This is a genomic window from Roseovarius sp. B-10 (assembly GCF_056859295.1).
On record NZ_JBSXOE010000032.1, the window covers coordinates 150363 to 166445 of the forward strand.

Genomic DNA, 16083 nt, shown 5'->3' on the forward strand with positions numbered 1-16083 from the left:
CTGCGAGCAAGCCTCAGATCAAAACATGTCCCGCCGCCGCGAGCGCCGCCATCAGCGCCAGGACGCGGCCCATCGGCACCCGCACCCACAGAAGCAGCACCGCCGCCAGTACCGTCAGCCCCAAGCCAGTCCAGGACACGGTCCCCCAGACCGGCACCGGACCGACCGGGCTCTCTCGCAATTTCCCGAACACCACGTGCAATGCGAACCACAGCGACAGGTTGAGGATCACCCCCACCACGGCCGCCGATATTCCCGCCAGCGCCCCCTTGAGCCGGGGCCGCGCGAGGATCGCCTCGACATAAGGCGCACCGGTGAAAATCCACAGGAAACAGGGCACGAAGGTCACCCACAGGGTGAGCAGCGCGGCCACCAGCGCGAGCCCTGCCCCCCCGGCCTGCCAGCCTGCCAGAAGGCCGACGAACTCGGTCACCAGGATCAGCGGGCCGGGCGTGGTCTCGGCGAGGCCAAGCGCGTCGATCATCTGCGCGGCGGTGATCCAGCCCTTGGCGCTCACCACCGTGTCGGCCATGTAAGCCAGCACCGCGTAGGCACCGCCGAAGGTGACCACCGCCAGTTTCGAGAAGAACAGCGCCAGATCGGTGAGGAACGCAGCCCCCGCGCCCCAGGCCACCAGCACCGGCGCCGCCCAGAGCGCGCCCCATATGAGCGCCGTGCGCAGCGTGTCTGCGGGCCGCACCGCCGTCCCCACGGGCGCGGGCGCGGGCGGCGTGTTGCGGCTCTGCCAATATCCCCAGAGCGCCGCCGCCGCGATGATCGCCGGGAACGGCACGCCAAGCGCAAACATCGCGACGAATGCCAGCCCCGCCACAACCCAGTGGCCGGGCGTGGCCAGCGCCTTGCGCGCGATCCGCAAGAGTGCCTGCACCACGATTGCCACCACCGCCGCCTTGACGCCGAGGAAGGCCGCCTGCACCAGCGGCACGCCACCCCAGATGGCATAGCCATAGCCGAGACCGAGAATTACCGCCGCGCCGGGCAGCACGAAGAGCAGCCCGGCGATCAGCCCGCCCGGCACGCCCCTCTGTCGCCAGCCCGCATAGGTGGCAAGTTGCATCGCCTCGGGCCCCGGCAACAGCATGCAAAAGGACAGCGCGCCGAGAAACTGGTTTTCCGACATCCAGCCGCGCCGCGTCACCAACTCATCATGCATCACCGAGATCTGCGCCGCCGGCCCGCCGAAACTCAGCAGGCCGATCCGCGCGAAGCTGCGCAACAGATCGGGAAAGGTTGGCGCGCCCATGCGTCCTTGTGGCGCGCGACACGCATCGGGACAAGCGACATTTGAATGAAAGTGCAGGCTTCTGTTGCCAGGTGCCTGCGAACCCCGCCTTACCTTGCTAGAGGCAAGGGCTTAAGTTTCGGTTTGGTTACTGCTTACGCAGCAACGGCCACCGGAGCACGGTTGTCATTTGCAACTGTACGTTTCGGACCGATAACGGTGGTACCTCACCGGGACAAAGCATAACCCCTTTAGACGTTCGTCGATCCTGTTTCGGCCCCATGATCCCCAAATGAAGGATTATTGGTGGAGCCGCCGGGTACCGCCCCCGGGTCCGATCCGCTTATTACGAGCGCGTTTATGTCCATAGTCCCCGTTGCCGGGAACACCCCGAATATAGGAGCTTTGCGAGCGTTTGCCTAGGGGGGCGGCACCTGCCTCCCGCGATTTGTACGCGATAGGGCCGGGCGGGGGCTTGGCCGGCGGCGGTGAAAGCGTTTTTCAGCAGCCGGTCTAGGTGTCGCGCACCGCGCCGGTGGCCAGCACGTCGCCTGTGGGTGCGCCGGTGGGCGATCCGCCCGAGGGCTCGTCAGAGACCGCGAGGACGGCACCGGGCAGGCGCGGGCGCAGGGCGTCGGGCACCGGGATCGACCCGCGCCGGTCCTCGGGCAGAACACCGAGCGAGACCGGCGCCGCCTCTCCGGCAATGAGCCACAGTTCCAGCGCGCGGCCCGGCGCGGGCGCACCCGCCGCACGGTCGATCAAAAGGGTGCCGGTCGCGGCGTCATAGACGGCATCGACCACCAGGCTGCGATCCTCCGCGGCCACCTCGGCGCGGTAGAGCGCCTCGGCGGGCGCTTGCGGCGGCGCACCCCAGTCGCCACCGGTAACGAGCGCCAGGACCAGCACCGCCGCAGCCGCAAGGCCGCCGCCCCAGAGCGCCAGCCGCCGCATCCAGCCGGCGCGGGGCCGGGCGTCAGGAAATAGCCCTGCCTCGATCCGCTGCCAGACATGGGCGGGCGGGGCCTGCGGCGCGATCTCGTCGGTCATGTCGGCGAAATCCGTGGCCCATTGCGCGTAGGCGGCGCGCAGGTCCGGGTCGCGCACCATGCGCGCCTCGAACGCCGCCGCCTCCTCTGCCGAAAGCAGGCCGAGCGCGTATTCGCCCGCGAGGATGTGGTCCTCGTCCCGGTCTGGCTGGTCCTGATCGCTCATCGCGACAGACACTCCTTCAGCTTCAAGAGGCTGCGGCGCAGCCATGTTCGCATCGTGTTGAGCGGCACGTCGAACCGCGCCGCGAGATCGGCATAGGTCTCGCCGTCGAGATAGGCACGGCGCACGGCCTCGGCACGCGGCGCGGCCAACTCCTCCATGCACGCGTCGAGCCGCCGCCGCTCGGAGGCGGCGATGGCCTGCGTCTCGGGCCCTGCCCCGGTGTCGGCGATCCGGTCTTCGAGCACGTCGGTCGTCCCGGCCCGGCGCAGCTTGCGCAGGCGGTCGACGGCGCTGTTGCGCGCGATCGTTATCAGCCAGGTCATGGGGCTCAGCCCGTTGACATTGTAACGCGCGGCATTGTGCCAGATCTTGACGTAGATTTCCTGCAACACATCCTCGGCCTCCGCGCGGTCATTCAACACACGCAGGGCAACGCCCAGGAGTTTCGCCGACGTGGCGTCATAGAGTGCCTTGAACGCTGTCCGGTCCCCTTGCGCGGCGCGCAGGATGTACCGTTCTATGTCGTCGCGCGTCGCCATATGCTCGCCACTGTCCCGTTCGCACGCCATCCTAGCACGAAAGGCCGGTATGACCAGTGCGGACGAACCATGAGGCCAACCCGATCTTGACCCTTCCCCTTGCCCTTCCACGCGATATGTTGCACCACGACACCAATGAAACAGCGACCCTATCGAAGGACCGGCGAATTGGCTGACGGCACGATTGACATCAACGCGAAACCGACCGAGGAAATCGCCGTGCGCGAGGTTTTCGGCATCGACACAGACATGATCGTGAAGGGCTTTGCCGAGCGCAGCGAACGGGTGCCCGAGTTCGATTCGACCTACAAATTCGATCCCGATACGACGCTGGCCATCCTCGCGGGCTTTTCCCACAACCGGCGGGTGATGATCCAGGGCTATCACGGCACCGGCAAATCCACCCATATCGAGCAGGTCGCGGCCCGGCTCAACTGGCCCTGCGTGCGGGTCAACCTCGACAGCCATATCAGCCGGATCGACCTCATCGGCAAGGACGCGATCAAGCTGCGCGACGGGGTGCAGGTGACCGAGTTTCACGAGGGCATCCTGCCCTGGGCGCTGCGCAACCCCACGGCCATCGTGTTCGACGAATACGACGCCGGGCGCGCGGACGTGATGTTCGTGATCCAGCGGGTGCTGGAGGCGGATGGCAAGCTGACGCTGCTCGACCAGAACGAGGTGATTACGCCCAACCCGTATTTCCGCCTGTTCGCCACGGCCAACACTGTTGGCCTCGGTGACACCACGGGGCTTTACCACGGCACGCAGCAGATCAACCAGGGCCAGATGGACCGCTGGAACCTGGTGGCCACGCTCAACTACCTGAGCCACGACGCAGAGACGGCGATCGTGCTGGCCAAGAACCCGATCTTCAACACCGCCGAGGGGCGCCAGACCGTCAGCCGCATGGTAACGGTGGCCGATCTGTCGCGCACCGCCTTCATGAATGGCGAGCTGTCGACCGTGATGAGCCCCCGCACCGTGATCTCCTGGGCGCAGAACGCCACCATCTTCCGCAACGTGGGCTATGCGTTCCGGCTCACCTTCCTCAACAAGTGCGACGAATTGGAGCGCCAGACCGTGGCGGAATTCTACCAGCGCTGCTTCGACGAGGAACTTCCCGAGAGCGCGGCGAACGTGAGCGTACAGTAATGTCGGCTGCCGGTGGCCTCCATATCGGCCTGATCGGCGGCATCGGCGTGGCGGCGACAGTCGTTTACTATCAACGCCTGACGACCGCCGTTGCGCGGCTTGGCGGACGGCTTGAACTGACAATCGTCCATGCGGACGTGCAGGATCTTATTCGTAACAACCTCGCCGACCGTCGCGAAGAGCAGGCGGAAATCTATCTCTCCCTGATCGGCCGCTTGAAAGCAGCGGGCGCAGATTGTGCAGCGATCACCTCGCTCGGCGGGCATTTCTGTTTCGACGAGACGGCGCAGCGCTCGCCACTGCCCCTCGTCTCGGCGGTGGCCCCTCTTGACGATCATTTCGCGGAAACCGGCATCCGTCGGGTCGGTCTTCTGGGCACCCGCGTCGTCATGCGCACCCGACTTTATGGCCAGTTGCACAAGACCGAGGCCGTCGCCATCGACGACGAGATCGAGACGCTGGGACAAAGCTATCAGGACATGGCGGTTACCGGGCGATGCACCGAAACGCAACGCGCGCTCTTTCTTGATGCCGGACGACGGATGGTCGCTGAACAAGGGGCCGAAGCGGTCCTCCTGGCCGGCACAGACCTCAACCTGGCTTTTGACGGTCAGGATACGGGCTATAAAGTGATCGATGCGCTCGACGTGCATGTGTCGGTTCTGGCCGACCTCGCGGCCGGGCGGCGCAGTCTTGAAGAAACGGCGGCGATGCCATGACAAAACCCTCCGACAACCCCGCCGACCCGTTCAAGAAGGCGCTGGCCAATGCCACCAAGGTGATGGCCGACGACACCGACCTGACGGTGAGCTACTCGGTCGATCCGGCGGGGATTTCGGGCGATGCGATGCGCCTGCCGCAGGTGAGCCGCCGGATGACCCGCGAGGAGGTTTTGCTGGCGCGTGGCACCGCCGATGCGCTGGCGCTGCGACACAAGTTCCACGATGACGCGCTGCATGCGCGTTACGCGCCGCCAGGCGACATGGCGCGCGACCTCTACGAGGCGATGGAAACCGCGCGGTGCGAGGCCGTGGGTGCGCGCGATATGCCCGGCACCGCCACCAATATCGACGCGCGTATCGCGCAAGAAGCCGGGCGGCTCGGCTTTGACCGCGTCACCTCGACCGACGACGCCCCCCTGCCCGCCGCCGCCGGATACCTCATCCGCCACCTCGCCACGGGGCGCGACCTGCCACCGGGCGCGCAGAACGTGATGGAGCTGTGGCGCGGCTTCATCGAGGAGCAGGCGGGCGGCACGCTGGAGAACTTGCAGGAGACGCTCGCCGATCAGACGGCCTTTGCCAAATTCGCCCGCCGGATCATCGAGGATCTGGGCTATGGCGACCAGTTGGGCGACGACCCCGACAGCCCCGATGACGACCAGGAAGACGAGGCAGAAGAGACCGGCGAAGAGGACGACCCCGAGAGCCAGGGCGAGGACCAGAGCGACGAGGACGAAGCCGACGCCGATCCCGAGCGCAGCCAGGACGAACAGCAGGACGCACAACAGGCCCAGGTCAGCCTCGACGAGATGGCCGACCAGGACATGGACGACGAGACGGAATTGCCCGAGGGCGAGGCGCCGCTCGACCCGCCACCGCCGCCGCCCGCCTCCGAGGCGGATCCGGGCTACATGATCTATGACGCCAGCCATGACGAGGAAATCCGCGCCGAGGACCTCGCCGACCCGGTCGAGCTCGAACGCCTGCGCGCCTATCTCGACCAGCAACTCGACCCGCTGAAGGGTGCGGTCGGGCGGCTCGCCAACAAGCTGCAACGACGCCTTCAGGCGCAGCAGAGCCGTAGCTGGGAATTCGACCGCGAGGAGGGTATTCTCGATGCCGGTCGCCTTGCCCGCGTGGTGGCCAATCCCACCACGCCGCTCAGCTTCAAGGTGGAAAAGGATACCGAGTTCCGCGACACGGTGGTGACGCTTCTGCTCGACAATTCCGGCTCGATGCGCGGGCGGCCCATCTCCATCGCCGCAATTTGCGCAGACGTGCTTGCCCGCACGCTGGAGCGGTGTTCGGTCAAGGTCGAGGTGCTGGGCTTTACCACCCGCGCGTGGAAAGGCGGGCAGAGCCGCGAGAAATGGCTCGCCGAGGGCCGCCCGCAGTTGCCCGGTCGCCTGAACGACCTGCGCCACATCGTCTACAAATCCGCCGACGCGCCGATGCGGCGGACGCGCGACAATCTCGGGCTGATGATGAAAGAGGGCCTGCTCAAGGAAAACATCGACGGCGAGGCGCTGGAATGGGCGCACCGGCGTATCGTGGCGCGCAAGGAAGCGCGCAAGATCCTGATGGTGATCTCCGATGGCGCGCCGGTGGACGACAGCACGCTGAGCGTCAACCCCGCCAACTACCTCGAAAAACATCTGCGCGACGTGATCGCGATGGTCGAACGCCGCAAGCAGGTGGAACTGTTGGCCATCGGTATCGGCCATGACGTGACCCGCTATTATGACCGCGCGGTGACCATCACCGACGCCGATCAGCTTGCCGGTGCGATGACCGAGCAACTGGCCGCGCTCTTTGACAGCGACCCGCGCGCGCGTGCCCGCGTCATGGGCATAAGGCGGGCGAGCTGAGCGTGCCGGTCACGCTCGACAGTCTTGGCGATCTCGGTACCCTGCCCTTCGATCAGGTCATCGACGTGCGCTCTCCGGCGGAATACGCCGAGGATCACGTCGCCGGCGCGATCAGCCTGCCGGTGCTGTCGGACGCTGAACGCGCCCGCGTCGGCACGATCTACGTGCAAGAGGACCGGTTCCTCGCCCGCAAGATCGGTGCGGCGCTGGTGGCGCGCAATGCCGCCGCGCATATCGAGGGGCCGCTGGCAGATCGCGATGGCGGCTGGCGACCGCTGGTCTATTGCTGGCGCGGCGGGCAGAGGTCGGGCTCGTTCACCTCTATCCTGCAACAGATCGGCTGGCGCGCAGACACCATCGTCGGCGGCTATCGCAGCTATCGCAGGCTGGTGGTGGCGGCGCTCTACGACAGCCCCTTTCCCTGCCCCGTCCTGCTCGTTGACGGGGGCACCGGCACGGCCAAGACGCGGCTACTGGCGCATCTTGGCGCCGCGGGTGCGCAGGTCATCGACCTCGAGGCGCTGGCCGGACATCGCGGCTCGCTCTTTGGCCTCATCGGCACGGAGCAGCCCTCGCAAAAGGCGTTCGAGAGCGCGCTCGCCATGCGTGTGGCTGCGCTCGATCGCGCGCGCCCCGTCTTCCTTGAGGCCGAGAGCGCGCGGATCGGGGGCATCACCCTTCCGCCCGCGCTCGCCGTGGCGATGAAATCGGCGCCCGGCATCCGGGTTGACGCGCCGATGGCGGCGCGGGTGGGGCATATCCTCGCCGAATACGAGGACGTGATCGCCGATCCCGCCCGGCTCGACGCGATCCTCGAACGCCTCGTGCGCTATCACGGGCACGAAAAGGTTGCCACATGGCGGGCACGGGCGGCGGCAGGAGAGTTCGCACCACTGGTCGAGGACCTCATCCGCACCCATTACGACCCGCGCTATCGGCGGGTGAGCAAGGCAGAAGCCACACCGCTCGCCCTGCCCGACCTGTCGGACGCCACACTCAGCGTGGCCGCACGCCGCCTCGCCGACCGCCACGGCTGAGCGCTCAGGCCGCCATCTGCACCACTTGCTCCAGCGCCGCCTCGACAAGCTCCGGCCCGGCACCGGGGCGCGTGGCCCCCTCCGACAACATCCGCCGCCAGCCGCGCGCCCCCGGGCGGCCCGCGAAGAGGCCCAGCATGTGCCGCGTGACCTGGTTGAGCTTGCCACCGGCGCTCAGATGCGCCTCGATATAGGGCAGCATGGCGCGCACCGCGCCCTCGGGCGTGCTATCCGGACCGGGAACGCCAAAGATGCGCCGGTCGGCGGCGCACAGGATATCGGCCGGCTGATGATAGGCCGCGCGCCCCACCATCACCCCGTCGAGGCCCTGATCCAGCAGCGCCTGCGCTTCGTCCAGAGAGGTGATGCCGCCGTTGACCGAGATGTGCAGATCGGCAAATCGCGCCTTCATCCGCCGCACCAGATCGTGATCCAGCGGCGGGATATCGCGGTTTTCCCTGGGGCTGAGGCCATCGAGCCACGCCTTGCGCGCATGGATGATGACCCGCCGCACGCCTGCCTCCTGAAGCCGCGACAGGAAGTCGGGCAGCACCGTCTCGGGGTCTTGCTCGTCCACGCCGATGCGGCACTTGACGGTGACCTCGCGCGACTGCGCGGCGATCATCGCGGCACAGCATTCGGCCACAAGGCGCGGCTCACGCATCAGCACCGCGCCGAACGTGCCCGACTGCACCCGGTCCGAGGGGCAGCCGCAATTGAGGTTTATCTCATCATAGCCCGCCTCCGCCCCAAGCCGCGCCGCTTGCGCCAGCTCAATCGGATCCGACCCGCCCAGTTGCAGCGCGACCGGGTGCTCCTGCGGGGAATGGTCAAGCAGATGCAGCGCCCCGCCCCTGACAAGGGCCGGCGCCGTGACCATTTCCGTGTAGAGCAGCGCATGACGGCTCAGCAGCCGGTGAAGATACCGGCAATGGCGGTCCGTCCAGTCCATCATCGGGGCGACAGATAGCCGTGAAACTCTTGAAATATTTGGTTTTGCTACATTTTCTGCCATACTGGAGTCGTACCATTTTACTCATTTTGGCCTATTTACGCCCTTTTTCGCAATGAGTATGACTCAGAGTCATACGAAGCAGCCCGGAGTCATACAAGAATGGCCACTTTCAGAGAACGAACCTTGAAGAGCGGCAAGACCAGCGTGACGGCTCAGATTGTACGCCGAAACCCCCCATATCAGGAAGCGCGTACCTTTGACAAACGCAAGACCGCCGAAGCATGGGCGAAGAAACGAGAGAAGGAGGTTGACGCAGACATTGCAGCCGGACGGAAGGTGCAAAGCCGTGGGGCAAAGAAGGTGACGCTGGGCGACGCCATAGACAAGTACATCGCCGAGTCGATGCGAGAGATAGGCAAGACCAAAGCGCAAGTGCTGCGCACGATCCGAGAAGAGTATGACATAGCGGACATGCCCTGCGACCGGATTGAGTCTTCGGACATTGTGTCTTTCGTGAAGGAGCTACACAACCGCCCCGGCCTCAACTCCGCGTCCACCGCCCTCAACTACCTGTCGCACCTGTCGGCGGTATTTGCGGATGCGCGCCCCCTGTGGGGGTTCCCGCTAGATGAGCAGACTATGAAAGATGCGCAAAAAGTCTGCATGCGCCATGGCTTTGTTAGCAAATCTGAGGGGCGCGACCGTCGCCCCACCCTTGAAGAGCTTGACCAACTTATGACGTACTTTGAGCGCGCCACCGCAGCGAACCCGCGAACCATGCCGATGCATAAGGTCTTGGCCTTCGCGATTTTCAGCACCCGCCGTCAGGCGGAGATTTGCAGGATCACGTGGGACGATTACGAACCCCAGCACCAGCGCATATTAGTGCGGAAGATGAAGAACCCCGGCGAGAAAGGTGGCGTCGATACATGGGTAGAACTGCCCGACCCGTGCTGCGCCATTATCGAAGCCATGCCGCAAAAAATGGCTGAGATTTTCCCTTTCAACTCAGACACAGTCAGCCGCCGCTTCACCGAAGCCTGCAAATTTCTAGGTATCGACGATTTGCACTTCCATGACATGCGCCACGAAGGCACTTCGCGACTATTCGAAATGGGGCGCACAGTGCCGCAGGCGGCGTCCGTGACCGGTCACAAGTCTTGGAAGAGCTTGGAGGGGTATACTCATATCCGTCAGCAAGGCGACCGGTACGAAGAATGGCCATGGATTGCAAAGGTGACCTAACCGCCCTGCCCGCTGACGCGGGCTACCCGCAACCCCTGTAACGCAACGGCCCGCCAAATCGGCGGGCCTTTTCCTTGCCTGCGCCACGAAATCACATTATCCGAATCATCCGCCAGACCGCACGACCGTGTGAATTTGCAATGTCAAGTAAAATATGTTAGTCATGACACTGAAAGCGATGCAACCTTAGATCGGACATGAGCCGCCCGAGGTTGCCAAATTTCCCGAGCATTGAGAGCGCCCGTCCGGGCGCGAGGAGTCGACCATGAACCCTATCACCGCGACCTTGCGGTCAACCGACCTGTGCGCCCTTCTGGGCGTCTCCGACCGTTCAATCTGGCGCTGGATGGACGGCGTTACCACCTTCACCGATTTTGGCCGTGCCCCGCGCGGACATATGTACGCCCTTCCCGAGGTAGTCACGGCCCTGCGCGCCAAGCGCCGGGGCGGACTGTCCGGCGATGATCTGGCGCGTGTCGTCGGCCACGATACCGCCAAACGCGCGGAGCGGGCGGGCGCGCTGGGATACCCGGATGATATTTGGCTGGGCGGTACCCCAGAGGCCCGCGCAGACGCCTTCAGAGCGTCCCTGGCGGGCGAGGAAGAAGAGCGCGCGCGCTTGGTCCAGAAGACGGTGACCGACGCTGCAATCGCCGCTGGCGCGCCGCGCGTCGAGCGACTCCGCCAGATCACCATCATTCATCCCGCCGCCGTCCGGTTCATCCTGACCGGTGATTTCGAAGAACTGCCCGTGGGTGACGCCGGATGGACGGCGTGGGTCAAGGCAATCGACTTAGTGAACACCCCCACCACCATCGAAGAGGAGGCCGCATAATGGCCATTGAAGACATTCTTACGCATCTCGACGAAGAAGACCGCGCGCGGTTTACGCAGGCCGTAAGCGCCATAGGCAAGGCCTTTGAGGCGCAGACTTCAGTTGCGGTCGGGCCGGAGTCTATCGTCGGTCTGAACGCCGTCAGGGACCACGTCCTGACCGGGGGGCTGATCGAATTGAACATCGCCGCCGCGATCAAGGAACTGGAAGAAGACCCCGCCGTCAGCAACGCCCTGATCGCGGCTCAGGTGAAGGTCGCTGAAGCGAACAAGATCGCTTCCGACACGAAGAATATGAGCCGCACCGAACGCATGAACTACGCGCGTGCAAACGGCCTCGATAAGCCCCGGCCTGACACCACGTCCAGTATGACCCGGAACGAGCACGACGCCGTTCTGGCGGGCCTCAGCCCGATTCAGCGCATGAATTACGCCCGCCGCCACGGCCTGACCTAAAGGAACCCGCCATGACCCTTGAACAGATCGAAACGGCCGTGCGTGCGCAGCGGGCTAACTGGACTACCCTTTTCCGCCGTGCGGGGGCGGGCTGGCAGTGCATACTCTTCCCGCGCCGAGTTCTGACGGACGCGGAATACCAGACGCTGGCAGCGCGCCTGAGCGCCCCCACGGCGGCGGACCGCAAGCGGAACGATCTACAGGCCAAGGCGGTGGCCAAGCATGGCTGATGACATCCTTAACGATCCGTCCACAGTCATCGACGAATCCCGCTGGGGCGGCGGGGGCGCGTGTATCGACACGTCCGGCGACTTCATGCACGTCACGGACCCCGCTGAACGCCGCAGGTACAAGGAACGTCGCCGCCGCTGGCGGGAGAAGCTGCGCCGCGCTGAAGCAATCCGGGCCAACTGGACGCCCGCACAGTTCGAGGAAGAGGCCCGCCAGATCGCAGCCCAGATCGAAGAATGGGAGCGGAACCATGCAGCATGAGTGCCCCGCCACCTTCGACGCGGGCAAGTACATACGCGCCCGAACGAGGCACCTTAGGCGGTGCCAGCTATGGCACGCGGCCCGTCTGGCATGTGGCGAGGAACAGTTCCGCGCCTCATGGCACCAGATCGCCGCCACCGTCGCCGAGCAACTAGAGCGCGAAGGTTTGGGCTGAGGCCCCTAGATACCACCACCTGCAAATAGGATGAATGATGCAGACCTTTGCAAATGGGCGTCTCGCCCTCGACGATGACCTTGTACAGGAACTGGCGGACAAGCTCACCGCCCTTGCCCGCCGGGGTGGCGGACGGGGAATGCGGGTCAGTTTTGAATGGCTGTCTGATGCAGTCGGCCCGCGTCTCGCCCGCACCGTCCTGCGTAGGGCGGGCTTCCGGCGACTGCCGCAACAGTGGGCTATCGGAGACGGGGACACCCGTCCCGGTCAGTTCACCTATCCCGAGGTGTTCGCGGAACAGATGGAAGAGATCGTGGACGGATACGCATAGGTGTATGCGTGGTTGACGCTACGTCACCTTGTCTCAGCCGGATGTGACATTTCCCAAATGTCATTTTCCGTGACACCGCCCGGCGTCGAATTTCTCAACGCGGGCCAAGGCTTGGCAATTCGCCAGTTTTTCGGATGTGACTTTTTCCAAGAAGTGTCATTTTCACTTACCGATGTCACGAAAACTGACAGCAAAATCAGTGTGTTGAAGCATTGATTTGTGGTCTCGGATGGCGCAGGTAGTAGGCACGATCAATCAGACAGAAGGAGTAACGATATATGGAAGAAATCATTCGCGGTGCCTACCGTCTTCTCGATCTTGCGGAACTGCCGGAAAGCCCGATGCATATGGCACGCATCAAGGAACTGATTGAGGAACTGGGTAGCTTGATGGGAGCGGCTTGATGGACAAAATTTCTGGCGGCATGCCGCGTAACGAAAGTGCGATTTCCGGCGTCATTCCATTTATTGACAGCCTATCTGAAATCGGCAGAAGGCTTTCCGCCCTCGAAAGGGAAGAAAGGTTGCACGAAGTAACGAAGACCCAGATGGATGTTGTCGTTCGCCACGCCTGCAAGATCGCCAGCATCGCGGCGGATTTTCAGAGACCTGAATAACTAGAAAACGGCTGCCCCCGTTAGGGGGCATGCCAAAATACATGGGGCGGTGACGTTGTCTGTTCTGTCACCGCCTGCCGCCCCACCGGATGGGGCCGAATGAACAGTCGAAAAGGAGAAGCGCCATGAAATGAAGCTGCAAAAGGAGATGATTAGTGTCAGGCAATATCAAGCTGGCGGTGGACAACGCCCCCGCCTGTTGGAACGAAGCTCAGATGTACGGCGACGACTCGCCGGAATGGCAGGCGCTTCTGAATCGCGAAATGACGCTCTTGCTTCCCGGTGACAAGAACCGGAACGCAGAACAGAAGAAGTGGAAGAACCACACGGCCCGCTTGCGGGATTGGCTGGAAGGCGGACCGCACGGTTCCCTTACCTGCCATGTTGAGCGCCGTAAGAAGGGTTATATGCCCATTGTCTTTGGCGCATCGGCTGGCACCCGGCGCACCGCCAATGCCATGGTGACGGCGGAATGGCTGTTGCTCGACGTGGAATCCGGTGACCGGTTGGAAGACGCGGAAGAGCGGGTCGAAGAGCTTGGACTCGCCTGTTTGGCCTATACTTCTTTTAACGATGGCACGCAGACGTCCTACCTTACCCGCGATGCCGTGTTGAAGGCGCTCAAGATCGAAACCGACCCCACGGATGAACAGGTCCGCCAGTACCTTGCCGATATGGGCAAGCATCGGCCCGAACATATCGCATCTGTGACGATCAAGAACCAGCATCATCACACCGAAGAAGGCGTGAAGATCGAACTTGAGCATGCGCCGCTGGAAAAGTGGCGTCTCGCCTTCCCTCTTTCTGAGGCTGTTACGATTACCACTCTTGCGCCGACGCAGCGGGCGCAGCAGGACGTCTATGCACGTAGGGTACGCGGGCTGGCCGAGATGATTGGCGTCATCCCCGACGAAGCCTGTCTGGACGTTTCGCGCGCCTTCTTCGCGCCATCGCACCCGTCGGGTGCAGACTATTACGTCGCCGTCTACCGGGGGCGAGGGCTGGCCTTTGAAGAAATCCGCGAGATTGGTAGGGAACGCCCTGCCAATGCTAGGGGCAACAGTCTCAAGGGTTGGGCGGCTCAGTCCGCCAAGTTCCTTGAACTGGCCACGCTCATGGAAAACGAATGTCCGGACAAGGTGCGTGCTGACAAGGGCGGGCTTTTGGAAGTCGATTGCCCGTTCGATCATATGCATAGCAACGCGGGTGACCCTGAAGACGGCGGATGCCACATTCGCGACGCGGACGGCGATAGCGGTTTTCAGTGGTCCTGCAAGCACAACGGATGTAGCGGGCACGACCGGCTGGACATGCTTGCGCAGGCATTGGCGGACGGTTGGTTTGACCGGGAATTGATCGAAGAGGGTAGCCCGTACCTGATCTTGCCGGATGAAGACGCAAGCGAACCGGCAACCGACGGGTCCGAGTTTGAGCTTGCCAAGGATTGGCTTCCAAAGCGCTACCGGATCAAGGGCGGCACGATCTGGACCAACACCGAAGACGATGTGGATTCCGTACCGATCTGCGCTGCCTTTGATGTTGTCGGGCGATCTTCGAATGCCGATGGCACCGACGATGCAGGCCGCATCCTTTCATTCGTGAATGAGAACGCCAAGCGGGTGGAAGTGACCATTTCCCGCGCGGACATTGCCGGGGACGGAAAGGCCGTCTTGCGCGATCTGGCCGCGAAGGGCCTGTTGATCTACGGGCGCGGTACCAAGCACACCGAACGCTTGCTGGACCTGTTGAACGAAATCACGCCCAAGCGGCGGGTTCCGACCGTTTATGTTCCCGGCTGGGTCCGCGATGAACATGGCGAGATTGCAGGCTTCATGCATCCCACCGGGGTCTATGACCGCGTCAGCGGTCCCCAGTTCCGCCTGCTGGAAGGGTCCCGTATCGAAGTGGTGAAGACCAAGGGCACGCTTGCAGGGTGGAAGGATACGGCGCAAGAGTCCCTGAAGTACGCCGACTCGAACTTCTATTGGCCCTTGGGCCTGATTTCCGGCTTCGCTGGGCCTCTTCTGGGCATTCTGGAATGGCACCCGTGCGGATTCAGCCTGTCCGGCCTGACGTCCAAGGGCAAGACGCTGGCGCAGCTCATGGGGTCCGCCGTTTGGGGGTCCCCCGAACCGGGGCGCGGTTTGCTCTTCACTGCGAACACCACTGGCAACGCGATGGAAGACCTTGCAGTTCGGGGCACCGACTCATTTCTGGGCCTAGATGAAATCGGGGCCATGTCGGACAAGCGCGCTCTGGGGTCCCTTCTGTTCGCCATGTCCACAGGCCGCACCAAGAGCCGGAAGAGCGGACCCGGACGCGGGCTGACTGAGGGGACAGTTTCCGCCCGTTCGCGGTCCTGTCTTCGGAACAGGGCATGCGGAATGAAATATCGGGGGCCGGGGACAAGTACCGGGGTGGCTTGGCAGTTCGTTTCCCGGACATTGACGTGTCTGAGGGTAAGGACATCGGAGCGGATGAACTGGCGAAGCTGGAAGCGTTCAAGGCGAACTATGGCCACGCCGGACCTATTTTCATCCGTTACCTGATCGAGTCCGGTATCGCCGCTGATCGTACCAAGCTGGAAAAGGAAGTCTTGGCGATAGCGTCCCGTCTCGCCGAAGGACAGGGCGCAGCCATGGCACGGGCGGCGCGGGTTTTCGCTATCGCGCAGTGTGCCGGGGAATTGGCGGCAGATGCATCGTTGCTTGGTGACGTCGGTAAGGCAAAGGAAGCCGTCAAGAAGGCCGTGAAGAAGGCGTGGGACGTGTTCACGGCATCGGATGAAGCCGGGGCCGCGACCGGCGGGGAAGCTCTTCTGGACGGGCTACGCAGCTTCCTGTTTGGCGAATTGAACCGCCGGATCATCGTAATGGATAAGCTGACCGAAGTGTCAGACGGACACGTAAACGCACGAGGGGACGTGCTGGGCTGGGCGGATAGCGACGTGATCTATCTGGACAGTTCCAAGATCAAGGACCCGTCTGTACTGGGGGTGGACATTGGCAAGCGCGATGAACTGTTGCGCCAGCTTTCTACGCTGGGCGTGTTGATCGAACCCGGCGGGAAGGGGCACACGTTCCGCCAGTTGCCGAAGGACCTTGCCGAGGGTGCGGGCGAGGAAGGCGCGGCGGTTCGGAATATCCGGTTGTGTCGAAAGGCTCTGCCCTAGAATAACCTGAGAGAACTGTCTCAAAACA

At 63.6% G+C, this 16083-nt stretch carries 18 protein-coding genes and 1 other RNA gene; 14 read left to right on the forward strand and 5 right to left on the reverse strand.

Going from position 1 to position 16083, the window contains the following annotated elements; translation table 11 throughout:
- Positions 1-13: 13 nt before the first annotated feature.
- From chrA to AC13D8_RS09810, 4 genes are all read right to left on the reverse strand, one after another.
- Entirely contained in the window at positions 14-1264 is a 1251-nt protein-coding gene (chrA, locus tag AC13D8_RS09795) for a chromate efflux transporter (protein ID WP_482968666.1), read from the reverse strand.
- A gap of 50 nt (positions 1265-1314) precedes the next feature.
- Positions 1315-1669: a transfer-messenger RNA gene (gene ssrA, locus AC13D8_RS09800) on the reverse strand.
- An 87-nt stretch (positions 1670-1756) separates the two neighbouring features.
- Entirely contained in the window at positions 1757-2458 is a 702-nt protein-coding gene (locus tag AC13D8_RS09805) for an anti-sigma factor (RefSeq protein ID WP_482968667.1), read from the reverse strand.
- Positions 2455-2997 carry a sigma-70 family RNA polymerase sigma factor gene (locus AC13D8_RS09810; RefSeq protein WP_482968782.1) on the reverse strand — a complete coding sequence of 181 codons (543 nt, stop codon included), beginning with the start codon at positions 2995-2997 and terminating at the stop codon, positions 2455-2457. Before AC13D8_RS09810 ends, AC13D8_RS09805 begins: the two co-directional genes overlap by 4 nt.
- Positions 2998-3165: 168 nt before the next feature.
- Between AC13D8_RS09810 and cobS the strand changes: the two genes are divergently transcribed.
- Genes cobS through mnmH form a run of 4 tightly spaced genes read left to right on the forward strand, consistent with a single transcriptional unit; the run spans position 3166 to position 7779 of the window.
- Complete coding sequence (cobS, locus tag AC13D8_RS09815) at positions 3166-4152, forward strand: cobaltochelatase subunit CobS (RefSeq protein WP_482968783.1); 987 nt, start codon at positions 3166-3168, stop codon at positions 4150-4152.
- Entirely contained in the window at positions 4152-4871 is a 720-nt protein-coding gene (locus AC13D8_RS09820; protein WP_482968668.1) for an aspartate/glutamate racemase family protein, read from the forward strand. The genes cobS and AC13D8_RS09820 overlap by 1 nt, the downstream gene beginning before the upstream one ends.
- On the forward strand, positions 4868-6742 hold the full coding sequence (cobT, locus tag AC13D8_RS09825; protein WP_482968669.1) for a cobaltochelatase subunit CobT: 1875 nt from the start codon (positions 4868-4870) through the stop codon (positions 6740-6742). Before AC13D8_RS09820 ends, cobT begins: the two co-directional genes overlap by 4 nt.
- Positions 6743-6744: 2 nt before the next feature.
- Positions 6745-7779 (forward strand): tRNA 2-selenouridine(34) synthase MnmH, encoded by a 1035-nt coding sequence (mnmH, locus tag AC13D8_RS09830; protein ID WP_482968670.1) that lies wholly within the window; start codon positions 6745-6747, stop codon positions 7777-7779.
- A gap of 4 nt (positions 7780-7783) precedes the next feature.
- Here the strand turns inward: mnmH and dusA are convergent, their stop codons facing one another.
- The gene (gene dusA, locus AC13D8_RS09835) at positions 7784-8794 is read right to left on the reverse strand and encodes a tRNA dihydrouridine(20/20a) synthase DusA (protein WP_482968671.1); all 1011 of its coding nucleotides are present in this window, start codon (positions 8792-8794) and stop codon (positions 7784-7786) included.
- A 99-nt stretch (positions 8795-8893) separates the two neighbouring features.
- Here dusA and AC13D8_RS09840 point away from each other — a divergent pair, with 99 nt between their 5' ends.
- From AC13D8_RS09840 to AC13D8_RS09885, 10 genes are all read left to right on the forward strand, one after another.
- Positions 8894-9979 (forward strand): site-specific integrase, encoded by a 1086-nt coding sequence (locus AC13D8_RS09840; protein ID WP_482968672.1) that lies wholly within the window; start codon positions 8894-8896, stop codon positions 9977-9979.
- A 265-nt stretch (positions 9980-10244) separates the two neighbouring features.
- Positions 10245-10814 carry a hypothetical protein gene (locus tag AC13D8_RS09845; RefSeq protein ID WP_482968673.1) on the forward strand — a complete coding sequence of 190 codons (570 nt, stop codon included), beginning with the start codon at positions 10245-10247 and terminating at the stop codon, positions 10812-10814.
- On the forward strand, positions 10814-11269 hold the full coding sequence (locus AC13D8_RS09850) for a hypothetical protein (RefSeq protein ID WP_482968674.1): 456 nt from the start codon (positions 10814-10816) through the stop codon (positions 11267-11269). The genes AC13D8_RS09845 and AC13D8_RS09850 overlap by 1 nt, the downstream gene beginning before the upstream one ends.
- Positions 11270-11280: 11 nt before the next feature.
- The gene (locus AC13D8_RS09855) at positions 11281-11499 is read left to right on the forward strand and encodes a hypothetical protein (protein WP_482968675.1); all 219 of its coding nucleotides are present in this window, start codon (positions 11281-11283) and stop codon (positions 11497-11499) included.
- Positions 11492-11761, forward strand: coding sequence for a hypothetical protein (locus AC13D8_RS09860; RefSeq protein ID WP_482968676.1), 270 nt, complete (start codon positions 11492-11494; stop codon positions 11759-11761). Before AC13D8_RS09855 ends, AC13D8_RS09860 begins: the two co-directional genes overlap by 8 nt.
- 212 nt (positions 11762-11973) lie before the next feature.
- Entirely contained in the window at positions 11974-12267 is a 294-nt protein-coding gene (locus AC13D8_RS09865; protein WP_482968677.1) for a hypothetical protein, read from the forward strand.
- A 278-nt stretch (positions 12268-12545) separates the two neighbouring features.
- A complete protein-coding gene (locus tag AC13D8_RS09870) occupies positions 12546-12671 on the forward strand; it encodes a hypothetical protein (protein WP_482968678.1) in 126 nt (41 codons plus the stop codon).
- Positions 12671-12883 (forward strand): hypothetical protein, encoded by a 213-nt coding sequence (locus AC13D8_RS09875; protein ID WP_482968679.1) that lies wholly within the window; start codon positions 12671-12673, stop codon positions 12881-12883. The genes AC13D8_RS09870 and AC13D8_RS09875 overlap by 1 nt, the downstream gene beginning before the upstream one ends.
- Positions 12884-13038: 155 nt before the next feature.
- Complete coding sequence (locus AC13D8_RS09880; protein ID WP_482968680.1) at positions 13039-15432, forward strand: DUF927 domain-containing protein; 2394 nt, start codon at positions 13039-13041, stop codon at positions 15430-15432.
- Positions 15333-16055 (forward strand): hypothetical protein, encoded by a 723-nt coding sequence (locus AC13D8_RS09885; RefSeq protein WP_482968681.1) that lies wholly within the window; start codon positions 15333-15335, stop codon positions 16053-16055. The genes AC13D8_RS09880 and AC13D8_RS09885 overlap by 100 nt, the downstream gene beginning before the upstream one ends.
- Positions 16056-16083 lie beyond the last annotated feature (28 nt).

Coding starts and splice junctions, on each gene's coding strand:
- chrA (WP_482968666.1), bottom strand. CDS start 1,264: ATGGGCGCGCCAACCTTTCCCGATCTGTTGCGCAGCTTCGCGCGGATC.
- AC13D8_RS09805 (WP_482968667.1), bottom strand. CDS start 2,458: ATGAGCGATCAGGACCAGCCAGACCGGGACGAGGACCACATCCTCGCG.
- AC13D8_RS09810 (WP_482968782.1), bottom strand. CDS start 2,997: ATGGCGACGCGCGACGACATAGAACGGTACATCCTGCGCGCCGCGCAA.
- AC13D8_RS09820 (WP_482968668.1), top strand. CDS start 4,152: ATGTCGGCTGCCGGTGGCCTCCATATCGGCCTGATCGGCGGCATCGGC.
- cobT (WP_482968669.1), top strand. CDS start 4,868: ATGACAAAACCCTCCGACAACCCCGCCGACCCGTTCAAGAAGGCGCTG.
- dusA (WP_482968671.1), bottom strand. CDS start 8,794: ATGGCAGAAAATGTAGCAAAACCAAATATTTCAAGAGTTTCACGGCTA.
- AC13D8_RS09840 (WP_482968672.1), top strand. CDS start 8,894: ATGGCCACTTTCAGAGAACGAACCTTGAAGAGCGGCAAGACCAGCGTG.
- AC13D8_RS09845 (WP_482968673.1), top strand. CDS start 10,245: ATGAACCCTATCACCGCGACCTTGCGGTCAACCGACCTGTGCGCCCTT.
- AC13D8_RS09850 (WP_482968674.1), top strand. CDS start 10,814: ATGGCCATTGAAGACATTCTTACGCATCTCGACGAAGAAGACCGCGCG.
- AC13D8_RS09855 (WP_482968675.1), top strand. CDS start 11,281: ATGACCCTTGAACAGATCGAAACGGCCGTGCGTGCGCAGCGGGCTAAC.
- AC13D8_RS09860 (WP_482968676.1), top strand. CDS start 11,492: ATGGCTGATGACATCCTTAACGATCCGTCCACAGTCATCGACGAATCC.
- AC13D8_RS09865 (WP_482968677.1), top strand. CDS start 11,974: ATGCAGACCTTTGCAAATGGGCGTCTCGCCCTCGACGATGACCTTGTA.
- AC13D8_RS09870 (WP_482968678.1), top strand. CDS start 12,546: ATGGAAGAAATCATTCGCGGTGCCTACCGTCTTCTCGATCTTGCGGAA.
- AC13D8_RS09875 (WP_482968679.1), top strand. CDS start 12,671: ATGGACAAAATTTCTGGCGGCATGCCGCGTAACGAAAGTGCGATTTCC.